The sequence below is a fragment of the Numidum massiliense genome (assembly GCF_001375555.1).
GTDB classification, from domain to species: Bacteria; Bacillota; Bacilli; order Thermoactinomycetales; family Novibacillaceae; genus Numidum; species Numidum massiliense.
Genome location: NZ_CTDZ01000009.1, coordinates 2519062 through 2537476 on the forward strand (window position 1 = coordinate 2519062; position 18415 = coordinate 2537476).

The following is an 18415-nucleotide window of genomic DNA, read 5'->3' on the forward strand; positions in this document are numbered from 1 at the left end:
TGGGTCGTTCATAAGCAGACACTTTGTGGGCTTTAAGCGCTATGTGAGACTGGAAAAAGCTAGGGGCAGCGGATCTGGGCATTAAACATTCATGCTAATGCTGCCCCTCTCCATTGCTCAGTCTTTTAAATTGCTAAGAGGACCATTTCCTCACCTTCGCTAAGAGGGTCATTTCCTCACCTTTCAACCTACTGATCCCTCTGCCTTGGGCAGCTTAACGGTAAAAATCGTCTTCTCCTCATCACTGTACGCGTCGATTGTTCCGCTGTGCAGTTCGACGATACTTTTCGCAATCGCTAACCCTAAACCGGAACCTCCTCTCTCTTCCGCCCGCGATTTTTCCACACGGTAAAATCGCTCAAAAATATACGGCAAGTCTATGCTAGAAATCGCTTCGCCGTAACTGACCACGTCTACCACAACCATCCCGTTTTCCGCAAACGCATGAATATCAACATATTTCCCTTCCCTACCGTACTTAATCGCATTTGAGATTAAATTTTCAAACACCCTTGCTAATTTTTCACCGTCACCAAGTACTGTCAACAGCTCGTCCGCTATTTTTTCGCGACACACCATGCCCACTTCGGCCAGTTGCAATCGGTACTGTACGGTCAACTGCCCTAACATTTCCGCCATGTTCAGCGGCACTTTCTGCAGTTTGACACCTTTGTTTTGATATCGCGTATACTCAAACAGATCGTCGACTAAATCGTTTAAGCGCAGCGCTTTTTCATAAGCGACTTGCGTGTAGTAGCGCAACTCGATCTCATCGCGGTAATTGTCCTGTTCTATGAGTGTCAAATAGCCGACGATGGAAGTGAGCGGCGTGCGCAAGTCGTGGGATACGTTCGTGATCAAATCGTTTTTCGCCTGCTCGGTACGCCGCTCTTCCGCCATAGCCATTTTTAACTTCGCCACGATGTCGTTCACATTTTTGGCCAAGCGTCCGAACTCATCGTTTTTCCGTACCGCAATCTGGTGGTCGAAGTTTCCTTCGGCGATGTAACCCACTTCCTCGGCGATGTCTGCAGCCATTTTTTTGTATTGTCGTTGCTTTTCCCGACGATAAAAAACGTAACTATAGCTCCCGAAAATGCTAACAACGAATCCAAAATACAATACTGAAGCGACTCCTGAATCCGTCAAACGCTGGATATTCCCGTAACCGACGCTCTCGATGAACGAATAGTAAACGGCTTCCAACGTCACCGAGTTTTCAATAACTAATGGGACAAAGCGCTGGATCACATACACCGTTACAAAGGTCAAGCAAGCTGACGCAGCTAACGCAAACACGACTCTCCCTTTAGGTGCACCCTTAATCACGCTATAAACATTACTTTTCAACTTTATAACCGACACCCCATACCGTATGAATGATCTTTTCGCCGCGCGTCGCTCGTTCCAGTTTGTCGCGCAAATTGCTAATGTGTACCATCACTGTTTTACTCGATCCGTAGCTACTCTCATTCCATACGCGCTCATAAATTTCTTCCGAGCTAAACACGCGGCCGGGATGGCTGGCGAGCAAATACAAAATCGCAAATTCGCGCGCCGTCAAATTCACAGGTTGACCGTCCACTTCTACCGTATGTTTGCTATGATTAATGACGAGCGAATGTAAGCGTATGTCGCCTGACGCCTCGCCACTGGCACCTGACGCATACGGCATCGCGGCGCGTCGCAGCAACGCTTTCACCCGCGCCACTAACTCTAGCGGGTTAAACGGTTTGACCATATAGTCGTCGGCGCCCGTCATGAGGCCGAGGATTTTGTCCATATCTTCCACTTTTGCACTCAGCATGAGAATGGGCAAGTTTCTCTCCTTGCGCACCTGCCTGCAAACTTCCAACCCATCGACTTTAGGCATCATCACATCGAGAATCATCAAGTCGATGCGCTCGGCCTCGAGTGTCGCTAACGCGTCTGCGCCATCGAAGCTTTTGTGAACGTTGTACCCTTCGTTTCGCAAATATACTTCAAGCAACTCGGCAATTTTACGATCGTCGTCGACGACTAAAATGTGCTTACTCATCCGCTGTCCTCTTCCTTCTCTACTTTACCTTGCTTGTTCCTTTGCTTACATTCTACCAAAATGGGGAAGCACTTTGGAACCATTGACAATTTCTCTGGTCCGTGATGGAAAAAACCGTACAGTGCAATACTAGGAGGGACGCAAGTCATTCAGACTGCGGTATTTAATCGTACGTAAGTGCCGCAAGGGATGTCGGGGGTACCGAACAATGAACTGGCCGCTCTGGCGGGAACAACGTGACGAACAACTCATTAAGCAACTGAAACGCATCTTGCAGACGTATCAGATAGCTGCAAGTGACGACCATCGGAGTAGGAACAGCTGCGCGTCCAAGGCTGTCGATCCCCCAGCAGCAAAATTACTACTGGGCAAGGATGAAGCCCTCTCGGCGGTCGTCGCGGAAATCCGCGCACAGACAGCCGTCCGCAACCGCAACAACTTGACGCGCACGAACGCTTACTTCGCTTACTACGAAAAATTCCCCGAAGTGCACTGGGCACTACTCGCCCATCTCGTCTCGCGCAACGGCGGTTGGAATATGACCGATTTGCGCGGGTCGTTATTGCGTCCGCTCCTTTCCGAACGGATGGCACGAGCGCTGTTCGCTATGTTTGAACGGTCGAACTGGCTCATTTTTCACGACGCGTACCCGCAGTTGTTGCTGTATGCCCATTCCGTGCGCGCACAAAAACCGCTGTTCCACTTGTTGCCGCTGTTCGGCGTCTCGCGATTCGCTATTCCCGTCTGGCAGTACTTTTGGCATAAACGGGACTCCGCTTTGCTTACAGCAGCCTTAATCGTCAACGAGCAACAGTACATTGAACAGCGGGTGATCCGTCACCCGCAGTACCGTCCGGTGCTGCAATCGGTAATGTTCAAACTTTTCACCGCCTGTGACCTGAACCAAATCGTCTTGTCGCTAGGAGAGGACGAACCGACGGCGACGCCACTAGTCGGACGAACGATGCACAACTTTACGAACGTCGCTCACCGCATTAAAACGGGGCGGATGCTCTACCAAACGTTATTTCATCCCGCGCTATATCCGCACATATACGCATGGGCGAGTCGCTACGCACACACCGGATCGCGCGCCGACTACTTTCCACATCGCTATACGTCTTCGCCCCACCAACGAACATCAGCGCCAAAAAACAAACCGCCCAAAATCGTCAGCCCACGCTTAACTGACACATGGGCAGACGTGACGCATCGCCCTGCTGAAGCGGGCGACTGGTACGAAGGTCCACGGAGTCTATCTGTCCTCGTAAAAACGCCGCAGCCGTCGCCAAAAATAAAAACGTATCTCATTAGCGACGCCTACGACCGTTCCTACCGCCGGTTGCGCATCGCCGCCAGCTTAGCGCAAGTCATACGATGCATCGTCCGAACCTGGCGCAAATAGTGGCGGACAAGTTCCTGGTTACTTTCTAACTAACTCTGTTAGCGCCTGTCCTAATTCGGGATACTTAAACGAATATCCCGTTTCCTGCAGCCGCCGCGGCACGACGTGACATCCACCGAGTAACAAAGTTTCTACCGTTCGATAAAAAACGTATAGTTTTTCCCTTCGCCTTTATAACATTCGATGCGCTGCTGCAAGTTTCCTGTATGAAACTCAAACTTGTGCCCGTCGGGATCGGTAAAATAGAGCGACTTTCCTTCCCGCGCCTCATCCCGAACCCGTCCAAACATCGGTACGTTTAACGCCTCCAGTTTTTCGCGCAGACGGTCGATGTCCTCCTCCTCTACCGTAAAAGCGACATGCGTATAAGACTCGTGTATTTCCCGGCGGGGGATGTCTTCCTGCACATTTAAAGCTAGCCACAGTCCGCCTAGATCAAAGTAGGCCATGCGCTCCCCTTTAACTAACAATTTCGCACCGAAAACGGCTTTATAAAAGGTGATCGACCGCTCGAGGTTCGACACCGAGAACGTCAAGTGGTTAATACTTTTTATCGGTTGCATGTTACGCCACCTCTCCCTTATAACGTACGTATTGTGATTGCACGAAAGGGCATGATCATTACTTGCTAGCAACTGCCCACCCACTAGTCCGCCCACTTACTTCAAAAACGACCTAATCTTCGGAAACACGCGCAAGGCGTTATTGTAAAATACGTCGTCGTGGCGGGTAAGCGGAATGAGGCGCGAAATTAAGTTGACGTACGGTTGCACTTGCACGAGCGGCCAGTCCGTGCCGAATAAAAACTTCGTATAGTCGTCGGCGTACGCTAACGCGTGTCGCAAATGGTGTAAAAACAGCGGCGATTGCTCGTGCCTAAGCACTTCGCGCGTATCGCCGACGATAATGCCGGATAAATCGGCGAAGACGTTACGATTTTTGTAGACGATTTCTACCGCGTCCAACACCCACGGGTCGCCGAGATGGGCAATCATAAACGTCACGTCACGGTGCTTAACCGCCACTTCATCGATCGTTAGCGGGTGGGAATACTTGAGCAATCCGCGCTCGGCATACGTATCGCCTGCGTGAAAGACGACCGGCACGCCGTACTTAGCCGCAAGTTCGTAAATCGGCTCGTACACCTCGTCATACGCATAAAAAGGATAGTAACCGAGGTAGATTTTTAAACCGACGACGTGCGGCTTTTGCAGGTCTTTCTCAACTTGTTGTAAATGTTCGCCCGTCAGTTGATGCGGGTTTATGCCGAGGCAATACACGATGTTAGCCGGTAGCCCCTGCTCCAAGTCGAGTCCCATCGGCGTAGGCGCAGACGGGTCGGGGAAGGCCCCAGTCTCACTTTCCGTCACGCCCATGCCGATCCCGAGCACGATCCCCGCCTCCGCGTATTCTTGCGCTAACCCTTTGCCGCTGTAGTTTAAAAACGACAGATCGCGCGCCGTCTGCTTAAAGCTGTCAATATTCGAAAAGTGCATGTGTGCGTCAATGATTTTCACTTGCGCCCCACCTTCCGCATAGATTTGTCTATCTTACTCGTGTAACCTTTTCACGGTTCAATGACCAATCTCCTCTTAGCCTGATCATTTTCCGCACCGACCAAACCTTTATTCATCAAAGCGAAGACGCTTCAGATCGTGCAACTCTTCCTCATTAAACACGCGGTCAGACAGCAGCAAAAAACTCGGCTGCAACCTCTGCACGGAACCGTCGGCCGCACGCACACGACGCATAAAAGTCATTTCACACACCTCTTCGTGCAAATAGACGCGGTTGTGCGGAGTCACCCTCGGATCAATGAGATGGAGGACATCTGTGTGTGTATTTGCAGAAATTAAGATATGTGATCGGTCGAGTAGCACACGACTTCCGTTGAGATAATATGCCGTGCTGTCATCGCGATCGGACGTCGCGATGCGCATCGCCGCATAGTCGTCGCTACTTTTAATGCTGAGCAACGTATGCACATCGCTCGACAAAAATGTCCCCGTTCGCTGCTCAAATTCGACCCACATCGCCACGAGGGGGATCCCCGGCAACAGCATAGCGTACTGTGCATACGTCAATCCTTTATAACGCTTGTGTGCGCTTAGCTGAACCGTCAATTTAATTCCTTGCCACGCATTGCCGAACGAATCTTCCCGCGTCACAAATTCAGCTTGCCGCTCTTCTTTTAACTGTGAATGCGGCGTCAACTGTTTCAGCGCCGTACGCAAACCGCCCATCCACGGGTTCCACCAATGTTTCGGTCGCAACGTCGGATAGGTGTGATCGAACCATTCGCGACCGTTATAGCAAAGTGAGTAGACAGATGGATAAAAGGCAGGTGCCGCCTTCAACGCGATCACGCCGTTGTCGACGCAGTAATTTTCATAGCCGTCTGCCTCAAAGCGCTCGACGCGAATCGGTTCCTTTCCTTGCCGGAACAACACGCGCCGCAATGTCTCTTTTTTTGCCGCAAAATCAGTCGTTACGGCTAACCGTGCACACGTCTCTGGGGCAGGAAGCGTAAAGTGAGCCGCCCGGCACTCATCGGCTTCACGAAAGGACTGCACGAGCTGCTCATCGCCATCTCCAACCATCCGCTCCTTGTCAGCTGTCCACTCGCCACAATCGACCTTTCTGCCAATATTCTCCTCCTCGGTACAGGCGATCCTCTCGTCACAGTTCACCTGCTCTACCGCAATCGTTCCCTGGAAAAACTCGCGTTTCTCCCCGCCAACATTAAGCTCGTAGTCCGTTTGCGCCGCGCGCAAAAACGGATTGCCCGCATTGGCGGACAACGCTAACGGTTCGACCGGCTGAATGCTCGTGTGAACGTGTTCGTCAGCAGTCGCGTACTCGCTACCGCTAAGGAACGGGGCGCTACGATGTGCATCGCCGTGAAAATCATCGTCACTACGAAAGGCTGTGTCACCATTCCCTACTTGCTGCACAGCGAACGCGCGAAACGCTTCCCACGTCGGAAACGCAGCGATTGAAATCGTCACGGGAGGCGTCGTTACTGTCTCTTTCGCACCGATTTTGCCGACGTACGAATCAAGTGCTAAAAACCAGTCTTGTATGAGGACGCGCGACGACGCTGGCCAACACACTCCGCACGGTCTTCCTGTTTTTTGTGCAAACAGCCAGTTTTCACTCAACTTGTCGAAATTCCAGTAATCCGCATCATCCCCGTCGTTTGCGTTAATGACGACAATGTTGCCGTCGTAAGGAATGACGCCGTCATACAAGTCGTGATAAAACGGATCGCGTACATAAACCGCTTCGCGCCTTTCTTCATCGCCGTCGTTATAAAGTTCAACGTAACGTTCCACCAGTCCCTCAGCGAATAACGTGACGACAGCGGTAAGGTGCAATCCCGTAAAGCGCTTCGAGTGATACGTCGCACGCATGACAGCCGCCGTGCCGTTTTCGGAAAAAGTTACCGCAACCGGCCGTTGTTTTTCGATCTCGTCTGAGTACGGTTTCCCCAGTTTTGGCGGTAAGAAAAACGTCGATACATCGTGTGACTCGCCATGTGCCGGAAAAGTAAAACCGTCGTCTTTATTCATCGTCACCCGGTACGGCCCGTTATACAAATAGTAATACTCCTCGTCTTCATACAAAAAGCGTGCGCCAAACCCAGGAAACGGCACTGCGATTTTTTTCTCGAACACGTATGCCTCATTGTCAGAAGGACTCACTTGCACCTCGATCTTTTGTTCGTAAACGCCGAACCCCGTTAACGCGAAGGACACAGGCAGTGACAGTTTTTCCTGCCCAGCTAACGTCACGCTAAAGTCCGTCTGCGCAAACTGAATAAACGAACGGTGCGGAAGTGTAAAGTGGAACGCCGTCTCTTCCAGAGCGTTGTTTTCGAGGTCGAGGTAAAAGACTCCTTCCCCTTTGTGACAGAGCGACAGCGGCTGTTGTCCCTTCATTTGTAGCGGAAATTTCGGGGCAATTCCAAGCTTAAACAACACTTTTTTTCCGTTAATGCACAGTTCGGTGACGACGGCCGGATGCGTCTTCCACTGGTGCGGTTCTTCTTCAACCGCTCCGACGTGAAACGTGCCGCATACCGTGATGTCATCCGTTACATCGACCGTTTCAGAAAACGAATAAGTAATATTTTTATTATTGCATCCAGACAGAGCCACTTGTAACGGTTGCCCCGTCTTGTTCACGATCCGATACGCAATCTCATAGTCGCGCCCGAAGACGAGCGCGTTGTTTTCAACTGTCGCTTCGATTAAATAGTCATCCGTTTCAATGAGCCTTAGGCCCCGTCCACTACGTTCAAACTCCATGCGTAAGGAACGTCCGTCTTTTTCCCAGCGATATTCAAAAAAGTCGAAGCCATTTTGTTTCCGTCCGTCCGGCTTCACTTCAATCGGTCGTACGCTGTCGTCGTACCAATCGGCAGTGGCGAAAAAGGGCTGTACCGCCTCAGTCTGCACAACCGTCGGAATGAAATTCATCAAATGAGTCGTATCGTCCCGCTCTTCCCAAAAGAAACCACACTTTTTGTATAGTGGCACTGCTTTTGTATTACCTGGCCACGTATGTAAGTCGAGTCGCGGCCACCCGAGCTGAATCGTCCGCTCCACTGCCTTTAAGACGAGCGCCTTGCCGATTTTACGATTGTGGTAATCGGTGCGCACGTTGAGTAGCGATATGTAGAGCGATCCTTCGTCCTCGAAATTCTCTTTCAAACCGCAATAACCGACGACTTCGTCGCCGACTAACGCAATAAAAGTATGCAAGTTTTCTGAGTTCTCTTGTTCCCGTAAGACGTCTTCCGCTTCCATCACGGCCGAATCGCCACCCCAACCGTCGCGACTTTCATTCCACATTTTCGCGATTTTAGCGGCCAATTCTGGTCGATATTCGACAATCGTTATTTTTTCTTTTTGCAATGTCGGCATAGTTCCACTCCCTAAATATGTTTATTCCAGCCGTTCTTCATTAATCGCCAGACATACTAATCTGAGTGTGTGATTCATTAACCCTTCTTTGCGCATGTTAACCACCCCCTTAAAAACTCTCGATCTACGGCCTTGACAAACGCCAAAAAACCGTAGGCGCACAACCTACGGCTCGTTTCCGGACAACTTGACACAGTTTCCCACCGTCGACACTGCGAAGGTACAAAGACGATGCGATACTTATGTCATTCTAATAAAAAACGAAACAAAGGTTGTGTGTTTGTTACCTGCTACGTATTTGCAATTGGACATCACACATCACCCCTTTGTTTTACTTGGATGGGATTGGAGGCCTTACAATGCGCCTGCCCGCCCCTACCAACGTTAGTATTCTTTAACAGTATAAAACGGCGTTGTTGAAAAAGTCAACAAAAATTTGTATATAGTCATGTTACCGAGGATGACTGCACCGGGTGACTGCACCGTTCCCCTTACCGGTACTTGCGCGCCGTCCAGTGATACGCCGTAATTGGTACTATAAGGACGAACAAGATCGCAAACACGGGCAAATAAGGGATCGCTTCTTGCATGAGCGGATAAAAGGTCATCACACCCGCTACGGCCGGAGCGGTAAAAAACATGGCAATGTAAGCAGAGCGACACGACTTGGCCGTAATCATTTGCTCCCGTTCATCGTTCTCCATAAACTCTGACGGTAAGAAAATAATTTTCATCCACGATTTTTTTTCTGCTCGCTCGCCGACAAAGAAGAACAAGGTAAAGATGGTTCCTAAGACAATTAGAATGAACGGTGCGATTAAGAGCCGCAAATCAAGAGTGACCTCAAAAGGCGTTCCCGGATTTTTTAGCGCTACAGCAAACTGTTCCGAGATTAAAAAGAGCGGAACTAACGATAGTGCGAACAACACGATCGTAAACAACGTAAACGAATAACTGCGAACAATCTTTTTCAACATAGCTCCTCCTCCTTCAATGAAAACACTGCTTCCATCGGCAAGCCGTAGGCAGCGCATATTTTTAACGCCAACAGCAGCGACGGCACATATTCCCCTTTTTCCACCGCAGCAATCGTTTGCCTCGTCACGCCAACTTCTTGCGCCAATTTTTCCTGCGTATAATTGAAACGGGCGCGCAATTCCTTTACGCGGTTGTACAGTTTGACTGACACGACGCATATACCTCCTCCGTGCCGTTGTGTCATCTTTCCTCATCAATGTTTGTCCCTGTTTGTCTAAGATCGATATCATTGTAAGGTAAAGCTGACATTATGTCAAGTTTACCTTACATATTGTTATCCTTAACTAACATTCAATGCAAAAAAAGAACCGTAACGCCTCCCCCGTCTCGGTTCCGTTGTATATTTTGCAACGTTTAAGTTGGACACCGTCGTTTGCACCGTTACCGATGTCATCCGTATCGCGATGTCATCCATATAATCTTTGAGACAGTCATACCTCCGATCCTCTTTGTAGATGAATAAGTCGACGCCAATCATCCTCAATTGTTTAACTCCTCGCCAGAGCAAAAAAACTGCTTTCCTTGTTTAGAAACATATGATAAAATGGAAAATCTCACTTTAAATCCCAGAAAGGGATAATGAAACAGACATCCGGATGGGTCCAATCGGTGAAGGGAAATACACGGACGATCGCTCTGAAGGATACCGGTAGGTTAGAAAAGAAAACTAATGAACAGGGAGGACAAACAATGCGTACGAAAGACGAGCACGAAGAACCTGACAGTCGCCCACAGCACCCCGCATTCTGCGAAGAACGCAAGCACCTGCAACAGACAACGGCGAATATTGACGAACAGGCCGCTTATTTGCGCCGCACCATCGCCCCGACGGCAGACTATAGTGAACAACGCATCATGGAAGCACGGGCCTTGCGTTTAAGCCGCTTAGAGCGAGTTCGCAACAACCCTTACTTTGGCCGCATCCGCTTTGACGGCGACGACGGACAGACGGAAGACCGATATATCGGCAAACACGGCGTTTACAATGAAGAAACGCTAGAACCGATCGTCATTGACTGGCGCGCGCCACTGGCAAGTTTGTTCTACAATAGTAGCGGCAATGAATCGTCCTACGCTGTCAATGGAGGAAACGTAACGGGAAATGTAACGTTAAAGCGAAGCTTCAAAATTGACAGCGGTCAGTTGACACACATTTTCGATCACGAAAGCGATCTCGTCGCCGATGAATTCCTCCTCCACACACTCGCTGAAAAACGCGACGTCAAAATGACCGACATCGTAGCGACAATCCAGCGCGAGCAAAACAGCGTCATTCGCACGAGCCCGGACAAGGTTGTCGTCGTACAAGGAGTTGCCGGGAGCGGAAAAACGAGTGTCGCCTTGCACCGACTTGCCTTTTTACTTTACGAATACGAGGAGCGAATCAGGCCAAATAACGTAGCGATCATTGCGCCTAACCGCATGTTTATCGACTACATTTCCGACGTCTTGCCTGACCTCGGCGTCGAAAGGGTCAAACAGTTTACACTGAATGAACTGTTCCAGGACCTACTTGGAAAAAGTGTCTCGGTGAAAGCTGACAACGCAAAAAGAGAGACGTGGATCTACCGCAGCAAACAGTCACTCGCCTACCGCCTGCTACTCGAAGCGTGGATCGATGCGTTCGAAGACCGCCTGCTAGCATCGTTCGCCGACACCCGTTTTGCCCGCAAATATAAGCTGCGTGGCCGTATCGTAAAAGTTGCCGTCCCGCTCACTAGAGACGAGCTGCGCCAGTTGTACGAAGGCCGCTTCCAAACGTTACCCGTCATTCCGCGACTGAAGGCAATCCGCCAGTACGTCGCCAACCAGTTGCTGCGCACGGCTGTTAAAACGTTACGCGAGCACCACATCGACGTTAACCGCCGCGAACTAGAAAAAATAACAGCTGACACGACGACGTTTGCCGAAAAGCACGTGCCATTGCCCACCATCGACCTTTATGCGGCCTACCGCGCCGCTTTAGCTGACGAAGAGACGATGCGGGGCGCCTTTGACGGGCAAACGGGACGGGAGGCTTGGCCCGGGGAGCTTTCGCGGCAGCAGATTACTACCTTGTGCACATACAACGAAAAACTGTGCGCCGCCAAACAGTTTGAACCGGCTGATCTACCCGCGTTAATTATCTTGCGGCAGCGCGTCTTTGAACAGGATATCCAAAAAAATTTTGCCCACCTCGTCGTAGATGAAGCACAAGATATCGGTCCGTTTGCCTTTTCTCTATTAAAACAAATGACGAGAAAGCAATCGCTTACTATTTTAGGAGATTTGGCGCAATCGATTTACCCAGACCGCGGCATTACGAGCTGGGATGAACTGCTCGGCTCCGTGTTTAAACCGGAAGAGAGCCAATTTTTCCAGCTAAAACAAAGCTACCGCTCGACGATCCCGATTATGGAGTTGGCCAATACCGTCCTGAGCCACTTCCCACAATTTAAACGAGCTGTCCCGATCGTGCGCTGCGGAAAAAAGCCGCTCCTACGCGCGTTCAGCAGTCCAGAGGAGGTTGCCCAGCAGATCGCAGCGGCGATCAAAGCTACCGCAGCTTCCGCATATCAAATGACAGCGATCGTCGTACACTCAGAAAAAGCGAGTGCGCACTGGTACGAACGGCTGTTACACGCAGGGCTCACCGACATTCACTTGGTGAAACGAGAAACAGACGCACTGCCAAGTGGGCTGTTACTGCTGCCCGTGACTCTAGCCAAAGGGCTCGAATTTGACATGGTCATCGTCCCCGACGCCTCAGAAAAGGTTTACGAAGTCGCTGAAGGCGATGCCAAGCAGTTGTACGTAGCCATCACCCGTGCCTTACACGAACTGCATGTGTACAGTATCGGCCCGTTGTCGCCGCTATTAAACGAAAAACAGTAGTTGCCACCGTTAAAAAAGGCGATAACCCGCTCGGCGCAAAAGCTTAGCTAGTAGTGTTAGCGGCAACCCGACGACAGTAAAGTAATCGCCGACGATTTTATCGACGAAAGTGGCCCCAAACCCTTGAATCGCGTATGCGCCCGCTTTGTCCAAAGGTTCTTCCGTCGCCACGTAGCGATCGATCTCTGCCTCGCTCAATTGCCGCATATAAACTTCTGTACAGCGATGGCCGACATAACTTTTTTCTTCGACAACTTTTCCGTCCGTGCAGGTGGTAATGAGTGCCAATCCGGTATATACGCGGTGGCCGCGCCCCTGTAGCCGGGCTAACATTTGCTGTGCCTCGCGGGCGTCGGCTGGTTGTCCTAGCACGTCCCCATCGAGGACGACGACCGTATCTGAACCGATCACTAACGCGTCGCCTGGTGCTTGATCCGCCTGTAGCGTACGGGCAACCGCAAGCGCCTTTCTCCGAGATAAGTCTTCTACAATTTCTGGCGGCGAAAGCGCACGCACATAATCTTCAGTGACCTGCGGTGGCTGGACATCGAACGAAACGCCGAGCGATTGCAGTAACTCCTGCCGCCGCGGTGACGAAGATGCTAAAATAACTCGTATATTCGGTACGATTGCCATGCGTATCCCCTCGCTTCACTTCTACTTCAACCTGATCCTCATCAGTTTACCCGTTACCTCAGGAAATAATATCCACTACAATACCCTGGGAAGCAATACTCACCTAAAGAACGATTATTTCTTAGCCGCATCTTACAAATTCAAAAGTAAGCGGGCGATCGTAAAGTAAATCACTAACCCCGTACCGTCGACGATCGTCGTAATGAATGGCGCCGACACGACAGCGGGATCCACCTTGAGCCGGTGCAAAATGAGTGGCAACACGGCAGCGACCATCGATGCCCAAAGAACGATTGCAAAGCAAGTTAAGGCCACAACGAGACCAAGTGCGACTTCAACGCCGAGAAAGTGTGCCCGCACAAAGGCGATACACGCAAGAGCCGTCCCTAATAGAAAACCAGTCAACACCTCTCGCACGAGCACCCGAAACATATCCTTAAACGTCACTTCACCGACGGCAAGGGCACGCACGAGCGTACTGACTGTTTGTGACCCGGTGTTTCCGCCCGTACCGATTAACAGCGGAATAAAAAAGGATAACGCGACCATCTGCGATATAACGTCCTCGTAGTGCCGCAGGACGGAACCAGTATACGCCTCGGCCACAAACAGTAACACGAGCCAGACAATCCGCTTCTTAAATAAACGCCATATCGACGTTTTGAAGTACGGCTCGTTGAGCGGTTGACTACCGCCCAGTTTTTGCATATCTTCCGTCGCCTCTTCGTGAATGACGTCGATCAAGTCGTCGACAGTGACGATCCCGATTAGTCGGTTTTGCGCGTTAACGACAGGAAGGGCGACAAAGTCGTAGCGCGACAAAATGTCCGCCGCCTCCTCTTGGGGGCAGTCCGCTTTCACCGAAATGACGTCACTCGTAATCATCGCCTTAAGTTGCGTCCCCGGATTCGCGAGGATGATCTCCCGCAAAGAAACGATCCCGACCAGCTCCCCGAGAACGTTAACGACGAATATGTATGAAATAAGTTCTGCTTGGTCACCAACTTTGCGAATGTGTTGCAACGTCTGTTCGACCGTCCAATTCACACGGGCGGAAATGTAATCGACTGTCGCTAAGCTTCCCGCCGTATCTTCGGGGAAAGTCATCAACGTGTCAATTTTTTTGCGGTAGTCAGCCGGCAACAAGTCTAATAAGCGATTTTTTTGCAGTGGGTGAATGGCTAACAACATATCGACGACCGTGTCACTCGACATTTGCCGTAACAACTGTGTCGTTAGTATGACATCCAAATGGTGTAGGATGCGATATTGCGTTTCCGGTTCGGAGTACTCTAACGTTTCGGCGGCTAATGATAACGGAAGCAGCTCAATAAAGGTAAGTTGCTCCTGTAAGTTTAACTGCCTTAGGATCTCATCTACGTCGTATGGCTGCATGGAATCGACTAATTCGATAATCGCTGTTTCATTATCCGCTCTTTGAAGTAATTCGCGCAATTCATCGCCAACCGCCGTAATATCCACCCTGGCCCCCCCTTTTTTTGAATGATATATAGAACGTGTAACGAATATCCACACTTTTAAACTGGTTGTTAACTCATACTATGCAAAATGAAAAAAGCCCACTCGACGAGAGAGGGGGTTTTACTAATAATTTACTAACAATCATAGCTTGCGTCAACCGTCTTGCACACAGTTGTTGTTAATTCGCCAACCTTCCGTTGGATGGCGACGTCTGGAACACCGCGGTCGGTAGGCACAGATCCGTCGCCTAGCGCTCTTACATAACAGCGGTCAGCGATCTATATCCATATCTATAGCAGAACGGTCTGCAGTACTGCGCGCTATGACACGGCGATTGACGGCAATTCCGACCGCACACATGTATCGCGCAGCGTGAATCTTTTTCATTTTTCACCGCTAGAGGGAGCCCCGCTCGCCGCACATTCCTCCCCTAATTCTCCCAGCATTATTATCGTGACCTTTCCCGCTGTACCGAGCGACCTCACCTCAGCCGCCTGGCGCAGTGGCAGCAACAAAAAGTCCGCCGCGCACCTTATTTTCATCTCGCCCCTCATCTTGTACATGACTGCTTACTCTATCAGATACAGACAAAAAACTCATAATCTCCCCCTGGATTCCTTGACCTCCTTAGCCATAAAAACTAACCTGTTTACTTCTTGAAAACCATTTTTCTCATAAAAACTTTTTGCCGATACTTTTCGTTTTCTTCGCTTCCCCCTCACGGAATGGGTATGTATACTGTACCGAAGATCCTTAAATTTACCATCCACTCCATGGATACGTTTTTAAAAGCCGACCTCTACCAATTTCATAGGGGCGCAGAAAGGAGCGCTACCCGCGGGAACCTGCTCCCCCCGCTTAAACGATCCACGTCCCCCATATGACACGCAATATTCCTTAACAATATTTTACATTAATTGTTCTATAAACTCGCCCGTTACTCAATTGTCATACAAATATGCTCGTTACTCCTGCAATATAGGTCGAACATTTTTCGATTAGCGCCGTTCGTTTTAAGGAGTTTTTCCAGTGCTGCTTCCAGCTTTACTGGCACCCAACCGCGTACACTGTTCACGAGCCACATGGCCTCACATGACTTTAAATCTCTCACCGTAAGTACTCGCTCTCTCACGATACCTTCTTCGAGTAACTGCTCGCGAAAGGTGCCAGCGAGGAGTCCACTCGTTATCGGAGGCGTGTACTTCTTCCCCGCTAACTCCAGTACAAGATTGCCAATCGTAAACTCGGTTAATTCCCCCGCTTCATTCCACAACAACACGTCGAAGGCAGACGGAGCCATCTTACGGTGGCGTTCGTACACTTCCCGCCGCGTCGTTTTATGGTAAAGGAATCGATCCGCTGAGTCGATCGGTGTGTGCGCCAAGGCAACGGTGTATGGAGCGCTAGCGTCATTTGTCGTCAGGGCGAGTGGTGTACTGTTCACCTCCACACCCCCTTGTTCCGACAGTAGCAAGCGTACGCGGTGAGTCCCACCGTTCACTTGCCGCGCCTTTTCTGCAAGCATTCTCCTTACTTTCTGTTCGTCGTAAATATATTGAAAATAGCCCGCCGAACGTTGCAATCTATGTAAATGGCGCTCGAGTAAAGCATACACGCTGCCTTCCAACCGCATCGTTTCTAGCAACTGAAACGGTTTAGGAGACTCCTTTAGAAATGACGCCTTGGCCACGAGCTCGTCGTACTCCCCCGCGGCCGTCGAAGCACGCGTAATTCCGCCGCCAACACCGTACGTCGCCTTGTTCGTCTCCGTATCGATGACGACGGTGCGAATCGGAACATTAAACACCGTTTCTCCGCCCGGTTCGATATAACCGATCGCCCCACAGTACACTTCGCGCGGTGCATTTTCTAACTGTTGAATGAGGGTCATTGTCGCTCGTTTCGGAGAGCCGGTGATCGATCCGGAAGGAAATAACGCCCGAAACAGCTCGACCAACGTCACATCCTGACGGGTACGGGCGACGACAGTCGACGTCATTTGCAATACCGTCGGATACGTCTCTACCTCAAACAAACGCGTCACATCGACTGCGCCGTCTTGCGCGATTTGTCTTAACTCACGGCGAAACAGATCGACAACGATGCGATTTTCTGTCCGGTCTTTATTCGATTGCTGCAGCTTCTTTTTGTTCTGTTCATCTTCCGCTAACGTCACACCGCGGCGGATCGTCCCTTTCATCGGACGGGTAACGAGCTGTTCACCATCCCAGCGAAAAAACATTTCCGGGGAAATGGAGAGTACGCGGTAGCGCCCTAAGTTTAAATAGGCACTATATGCCGCCTTTTGTGCAACGCAGAGCTGCCGATAATAGGCCACCTCATCGCCTGTAAACGTCGCATGCAAACGAGTTGTATAGTTAACTTGTTCCGTAATACGTGCCGCTATTTTTCGTTGAATATGCCTAATGCTAGCGTCGTATTGCTGCCGCTCCGTATCCACCAGCCAATCGGAAACGCAAAAAGAGCCGCCGAAACAAGGCAACTCCGTCGCTTCCGGTCGTTCAAACAACCCAAACCAGGCAAGGGGCATCCGTTCCCCGTCCTTAACGACGAATTGCGGATCGAACGCCGGTGCTGCTTCGTACGACATGTATCCCGCGGCATAATACCCGTTTGCAGTCGCCGTAGCCACTTGTTGCAACACGGGTATTACGTCGCCGACAGTTTCTGCCACTAACTGTTTGACAGGGTGTTGAAAAAGGAGTGGCCGCCGCTTCCCTGCCTTGTCGGCAAATTCAAAAAACAGAGTGGGACTCATTGTATGCGTGTGCTTCATAACTTTCACCTTTATCATTGAAATATATAAACCGCCTATGAGCTACGATCGCAGTCACAGGCGGTCGGTAAATTCAATTTATGGACGATCGCAATCGACGACTCATTCCCTAGCAGTAAATTATCAAAAACCTCCATAAGCGCATGGTTCCTCGCAAATAAAAGACTACTACGCTTATGTTACGCCCAGTCTTAGGGCAAATGAACCTCAGGTATTCCCCGCTGCAAAAGCCTTTTCCCCCACTGCGTCCGGTAAAACATTTTCTCCGCTAACGCTAGCAGCGCATTCGTCACCCAATATAGTACTAAAGCGACCGGGAAACGCCACATCACCGTCATCAATATCGCCGTGAATACAACAGCTAGAGCCATCTGCAGCGGAAGTGATTGCGTAACCGCCATGTCATTCGTTAACGGGATGAGAAACGATACGAACGTAAGCACGGCATAGACAATCGGTACAATGTGTAGCGGATCGCTCTCACTCAGTGTGGCCATCCACGGAATAACGATCGATGTCATCGTTGCTCCATACTTTGCAAACAACCCGTACATCGACATAAATACTGGCGCCTGCACGAGGCCGATCATCATGGTGCGAAACGGCTTAATGCCGTATGTTTGGTTTAGCTTCAGCGTTTCCCGCAAAAGCTTCTCCTGATTATTTTTGTGCGTTACCTGTATCTGATCGAGCAATGGCTTAATTTTTTTCTGAACGATTTGCTGTCTCGCAATGCGCAAATTCAAGCCGAACAGCGCGACGCGAATAAATAGCGCGAGTAATACAATCGAAAAACCTCAGTCATTCACAAACGCAAAACAAATCGCGAGAATGTGGTAGAGAATGTCTGAAAGCCAACCCATCGATGTTCCTCCTCATGCTTTCGTTTAGCCGTACGTCGGTATACGTCCAACGAAAGGAAGGATGCGGTTCATCCTCACCACTTCTATTATGCCTACTACGACGAGGTACTTTGCGGCGGTTCCAATGCATGCAGGGCCTGACCGCAGGGGAAAGTGACACATAACTGCTCCCGAACGCTTTTACCGTATGAGTCACTACGGAAAAAGCGCGGACGACCGTTATACCAAGTAAAGCCCCCAAATAAAAGTATGTCATCCCAACCGCTACGAGAAGAACGGAAAAACCGATTGAAAAATCCATTTATAAACCCCGCTTATTTGTCTAAAGCACTTGACCTGATACCGATTCAGTTA

Annotated in this window: 16 protein-coding genes; 2 read left to right on the forward strand and 14 right to left on the reverse strand. The window is 50.2% G+C overall.

Annotated features, from left to right (window positions below):
- Positions 1-183: 183 nt before the first annotated feature.
- Together BN1247_RS11885 and BN1247_RS11890 are read right to left on the reverse strand one after the other, a co-directional pair.
- Positions 184-1350, reverse strand: a complete 1167-nt coding sequence (locus BN1247_RS11885; protein ID WP_054950582.1) for a sensor histidine kinase — start codon at positions 1348-1350, stop codon at positions 184-186.
- Positions 1340-2038: a response regulator transcription factor gene (locus BN1247_RS11890; RefSeq protein ID WP_054950583.1), complete on the reverse strand. Its 699-nt coding sequence runs from the start codon at positions 2036-2038 to the stop codon at positions 1340-1342. The genes BN1247_RS11885 and BN1247_RS11890 overlap by 11 nt, the downstream gene beginning before the upstream one ends.
- Positions 2039-2246: 208 nt before the next feature.
- Here BN1247_RS11890 and BN1247_RS11895 point away from each other — a divergent pair, with 208 nt between their 5' ends.
- On the forward strand, positions 2247-3443 hold the full coding sequence (locus BN1247_RS11895) for a DUF2515 family protein (protein WP_054950584.1): 1197 nt from the start codon (positions 2247-2249) through the stop codon (positions 3441-3443).
- Between the two features lie 18 nt (positions 3444-3461).
- Here the strand turns inward: BN1247_RS11895 and BN1247_RS18595 are convergent, their stop codons facing one another.
- The 7 genes from BN1247_RS18595 to BN1247_RS11925 form a co-directional block, all read right to left on the reverse strand.
- Entirely contained in the window at positions 3462-3569 is a 108-nt protein-coding gene (locus tag BN1247_RS18595) for a DUF1731 domain-containing protein (RefSeq protein ID WP_074011145.1), read from the reverse strand.
- Between the two features lie 5 nt (positions 3570-3574).
- Positions 3575-4006 (reverse strand): metallothiol transferase FosB, encoded by a 432-nt coding sequence (gene fosB / locus BN1247_RS11900; RefSeq protein ID WP_054950585.1) that lies wholly within the window; start codon positions 4004-4006, stop codon positions 3575-3577.
- A gap of 96 nt (positions 4007-4102) precedes the next feature.
- A complete protein-coding gene (locus BN1247_RS11905) occupies positions 4103-4960 on the reverse strand; it encodes an amidohydrolase family protein (protein WP_054950586.1) in 858 nt (285 codons plus the stop codon).
- 108 nt (positions 4961-5068) lie between these two features.
- Positions 5069-8371, reverse strand: a complete 3303-nt coding sequence (locus tag BN1247_RS11910; protein WP_054950587.1) for a GNAT family N-acetyltransferase — start codon at positions 8369-8371, stop codon at positions 5069-5071.
- 491 nt (positions 8372-8862) lie between these two features.
- Complete coding sequence (locus BN1247_RS11915; RefSeq protein ID WP_054950588.1) at positions 8863-9348, reverse strand: hypothetical protein; 486 nt, start codon at positions 9346-9348, stop codon at positions 8863-8865.
- Positions 9342-9548, reverse strand: coding sequence for a helix-turn-helix transcriptional regulator (locus tag BN1247_RS11920; RefSeq protein WP_054951631.1), 207 nt, complete (start codon positions 9546-9548; stop codon positions 9342-9344). The genes BN1247_RS11915 and BN1247_RS11920 overlap by 7 nt, the downstream gene beginning before the upstream one ends.
- 141 nt (positions 9549-9689) lie before the next feature.
- Entirely contained in the window at positions 9690-9893 is a 204-nt protein-coding gene (locus BN1247_RS11925) for a hypothetical protein (RefSeq protein ID WP_054950589.1), read from the reverse strand.
- A gap of 206 nt (positions 9894-10099) precedes the next feature.
- On the opposite strand from BN1247_RS11925, the gene BN1247_RS11930 reads away from it, so the two are divergent.
- Entirely contained in the window at positions 10100-12283 is a 2184-nt protein-coding gene (locus BN1247_RS11930; RefSeq protein WP_054950590.1) for a HelD family protein, read from the forward strand.
- Positions 12284-12292: 9 nt separating this feature from the next.
- On the opposite strand, the gene BN1247_RS11935 is transcribed toward BN1247_RS11930, so the two are convergent.
- The 5 genes from BN1247_RS11935 to BN1247_RS11955 all read right to left on the reverse strand — a co-directional run bounded on the left by BN1247_RS11935 (position 12293) and on the right by BN1247_RS11955 (position 17986).
- Positions 12293-12919: a Maf family protein gene (locus BN1247_RS11935; protein WP_054950591.1), complete on the reverse strand. Its 627-nt coding sequence runs from the start codon at positions 12917-12919 to the stop codon at positions 12293-12295.
- Between the two features lie 132 nt (positions 12920-13051).
- Entirely contained in the window at positions 13052-14374 is a 1323-nt protein-coding gene (mgtE, locus tag BN1247_RS11940; RefSeq protein ID WP_054951632.1) for a magnesium transporter, read from the reverse strand.
- Positions 14375-14784: 410 nt separating this feature from the next.
- Complete coding sequence (locus BN1247_RS11945) at positions 14785-14943, reverse strand: hypothetical protein (protein ID WP_157360866.1); 159 nt, start codon at positions 14941-14943, stop codon at positions 14785-14787.
- Between the two features lie 395 nt (positions 14944-15338).
- Complete coding sequence (locus tag BN1247_RS11950) at positions 15339-17198, reverse strand: bifunctional chorismate-binding protein/class IV aminotransferase (protein WP_074011146.1); 1860 nt, start codon at positions 17196-17198, stop codon at positions 15339-15341.
- Between the two features lie 191 nt (positions 17199-17389).
- Positions 17390-17986 carry a YidC/Oxa1 family membrane protein insertase gene (locus BN1247_RS11955; RefSeq protein ID WP_082415923.1) on the reverse strand — a complete coding sequence of 199 codons (597 nt, stop codon included), beginning with the start codon at positions 17984-17986 and terminating at the stop codon, positions 17390-17392.
- Positions 17987-18415 lie beyond the last annotated feature (429 nt).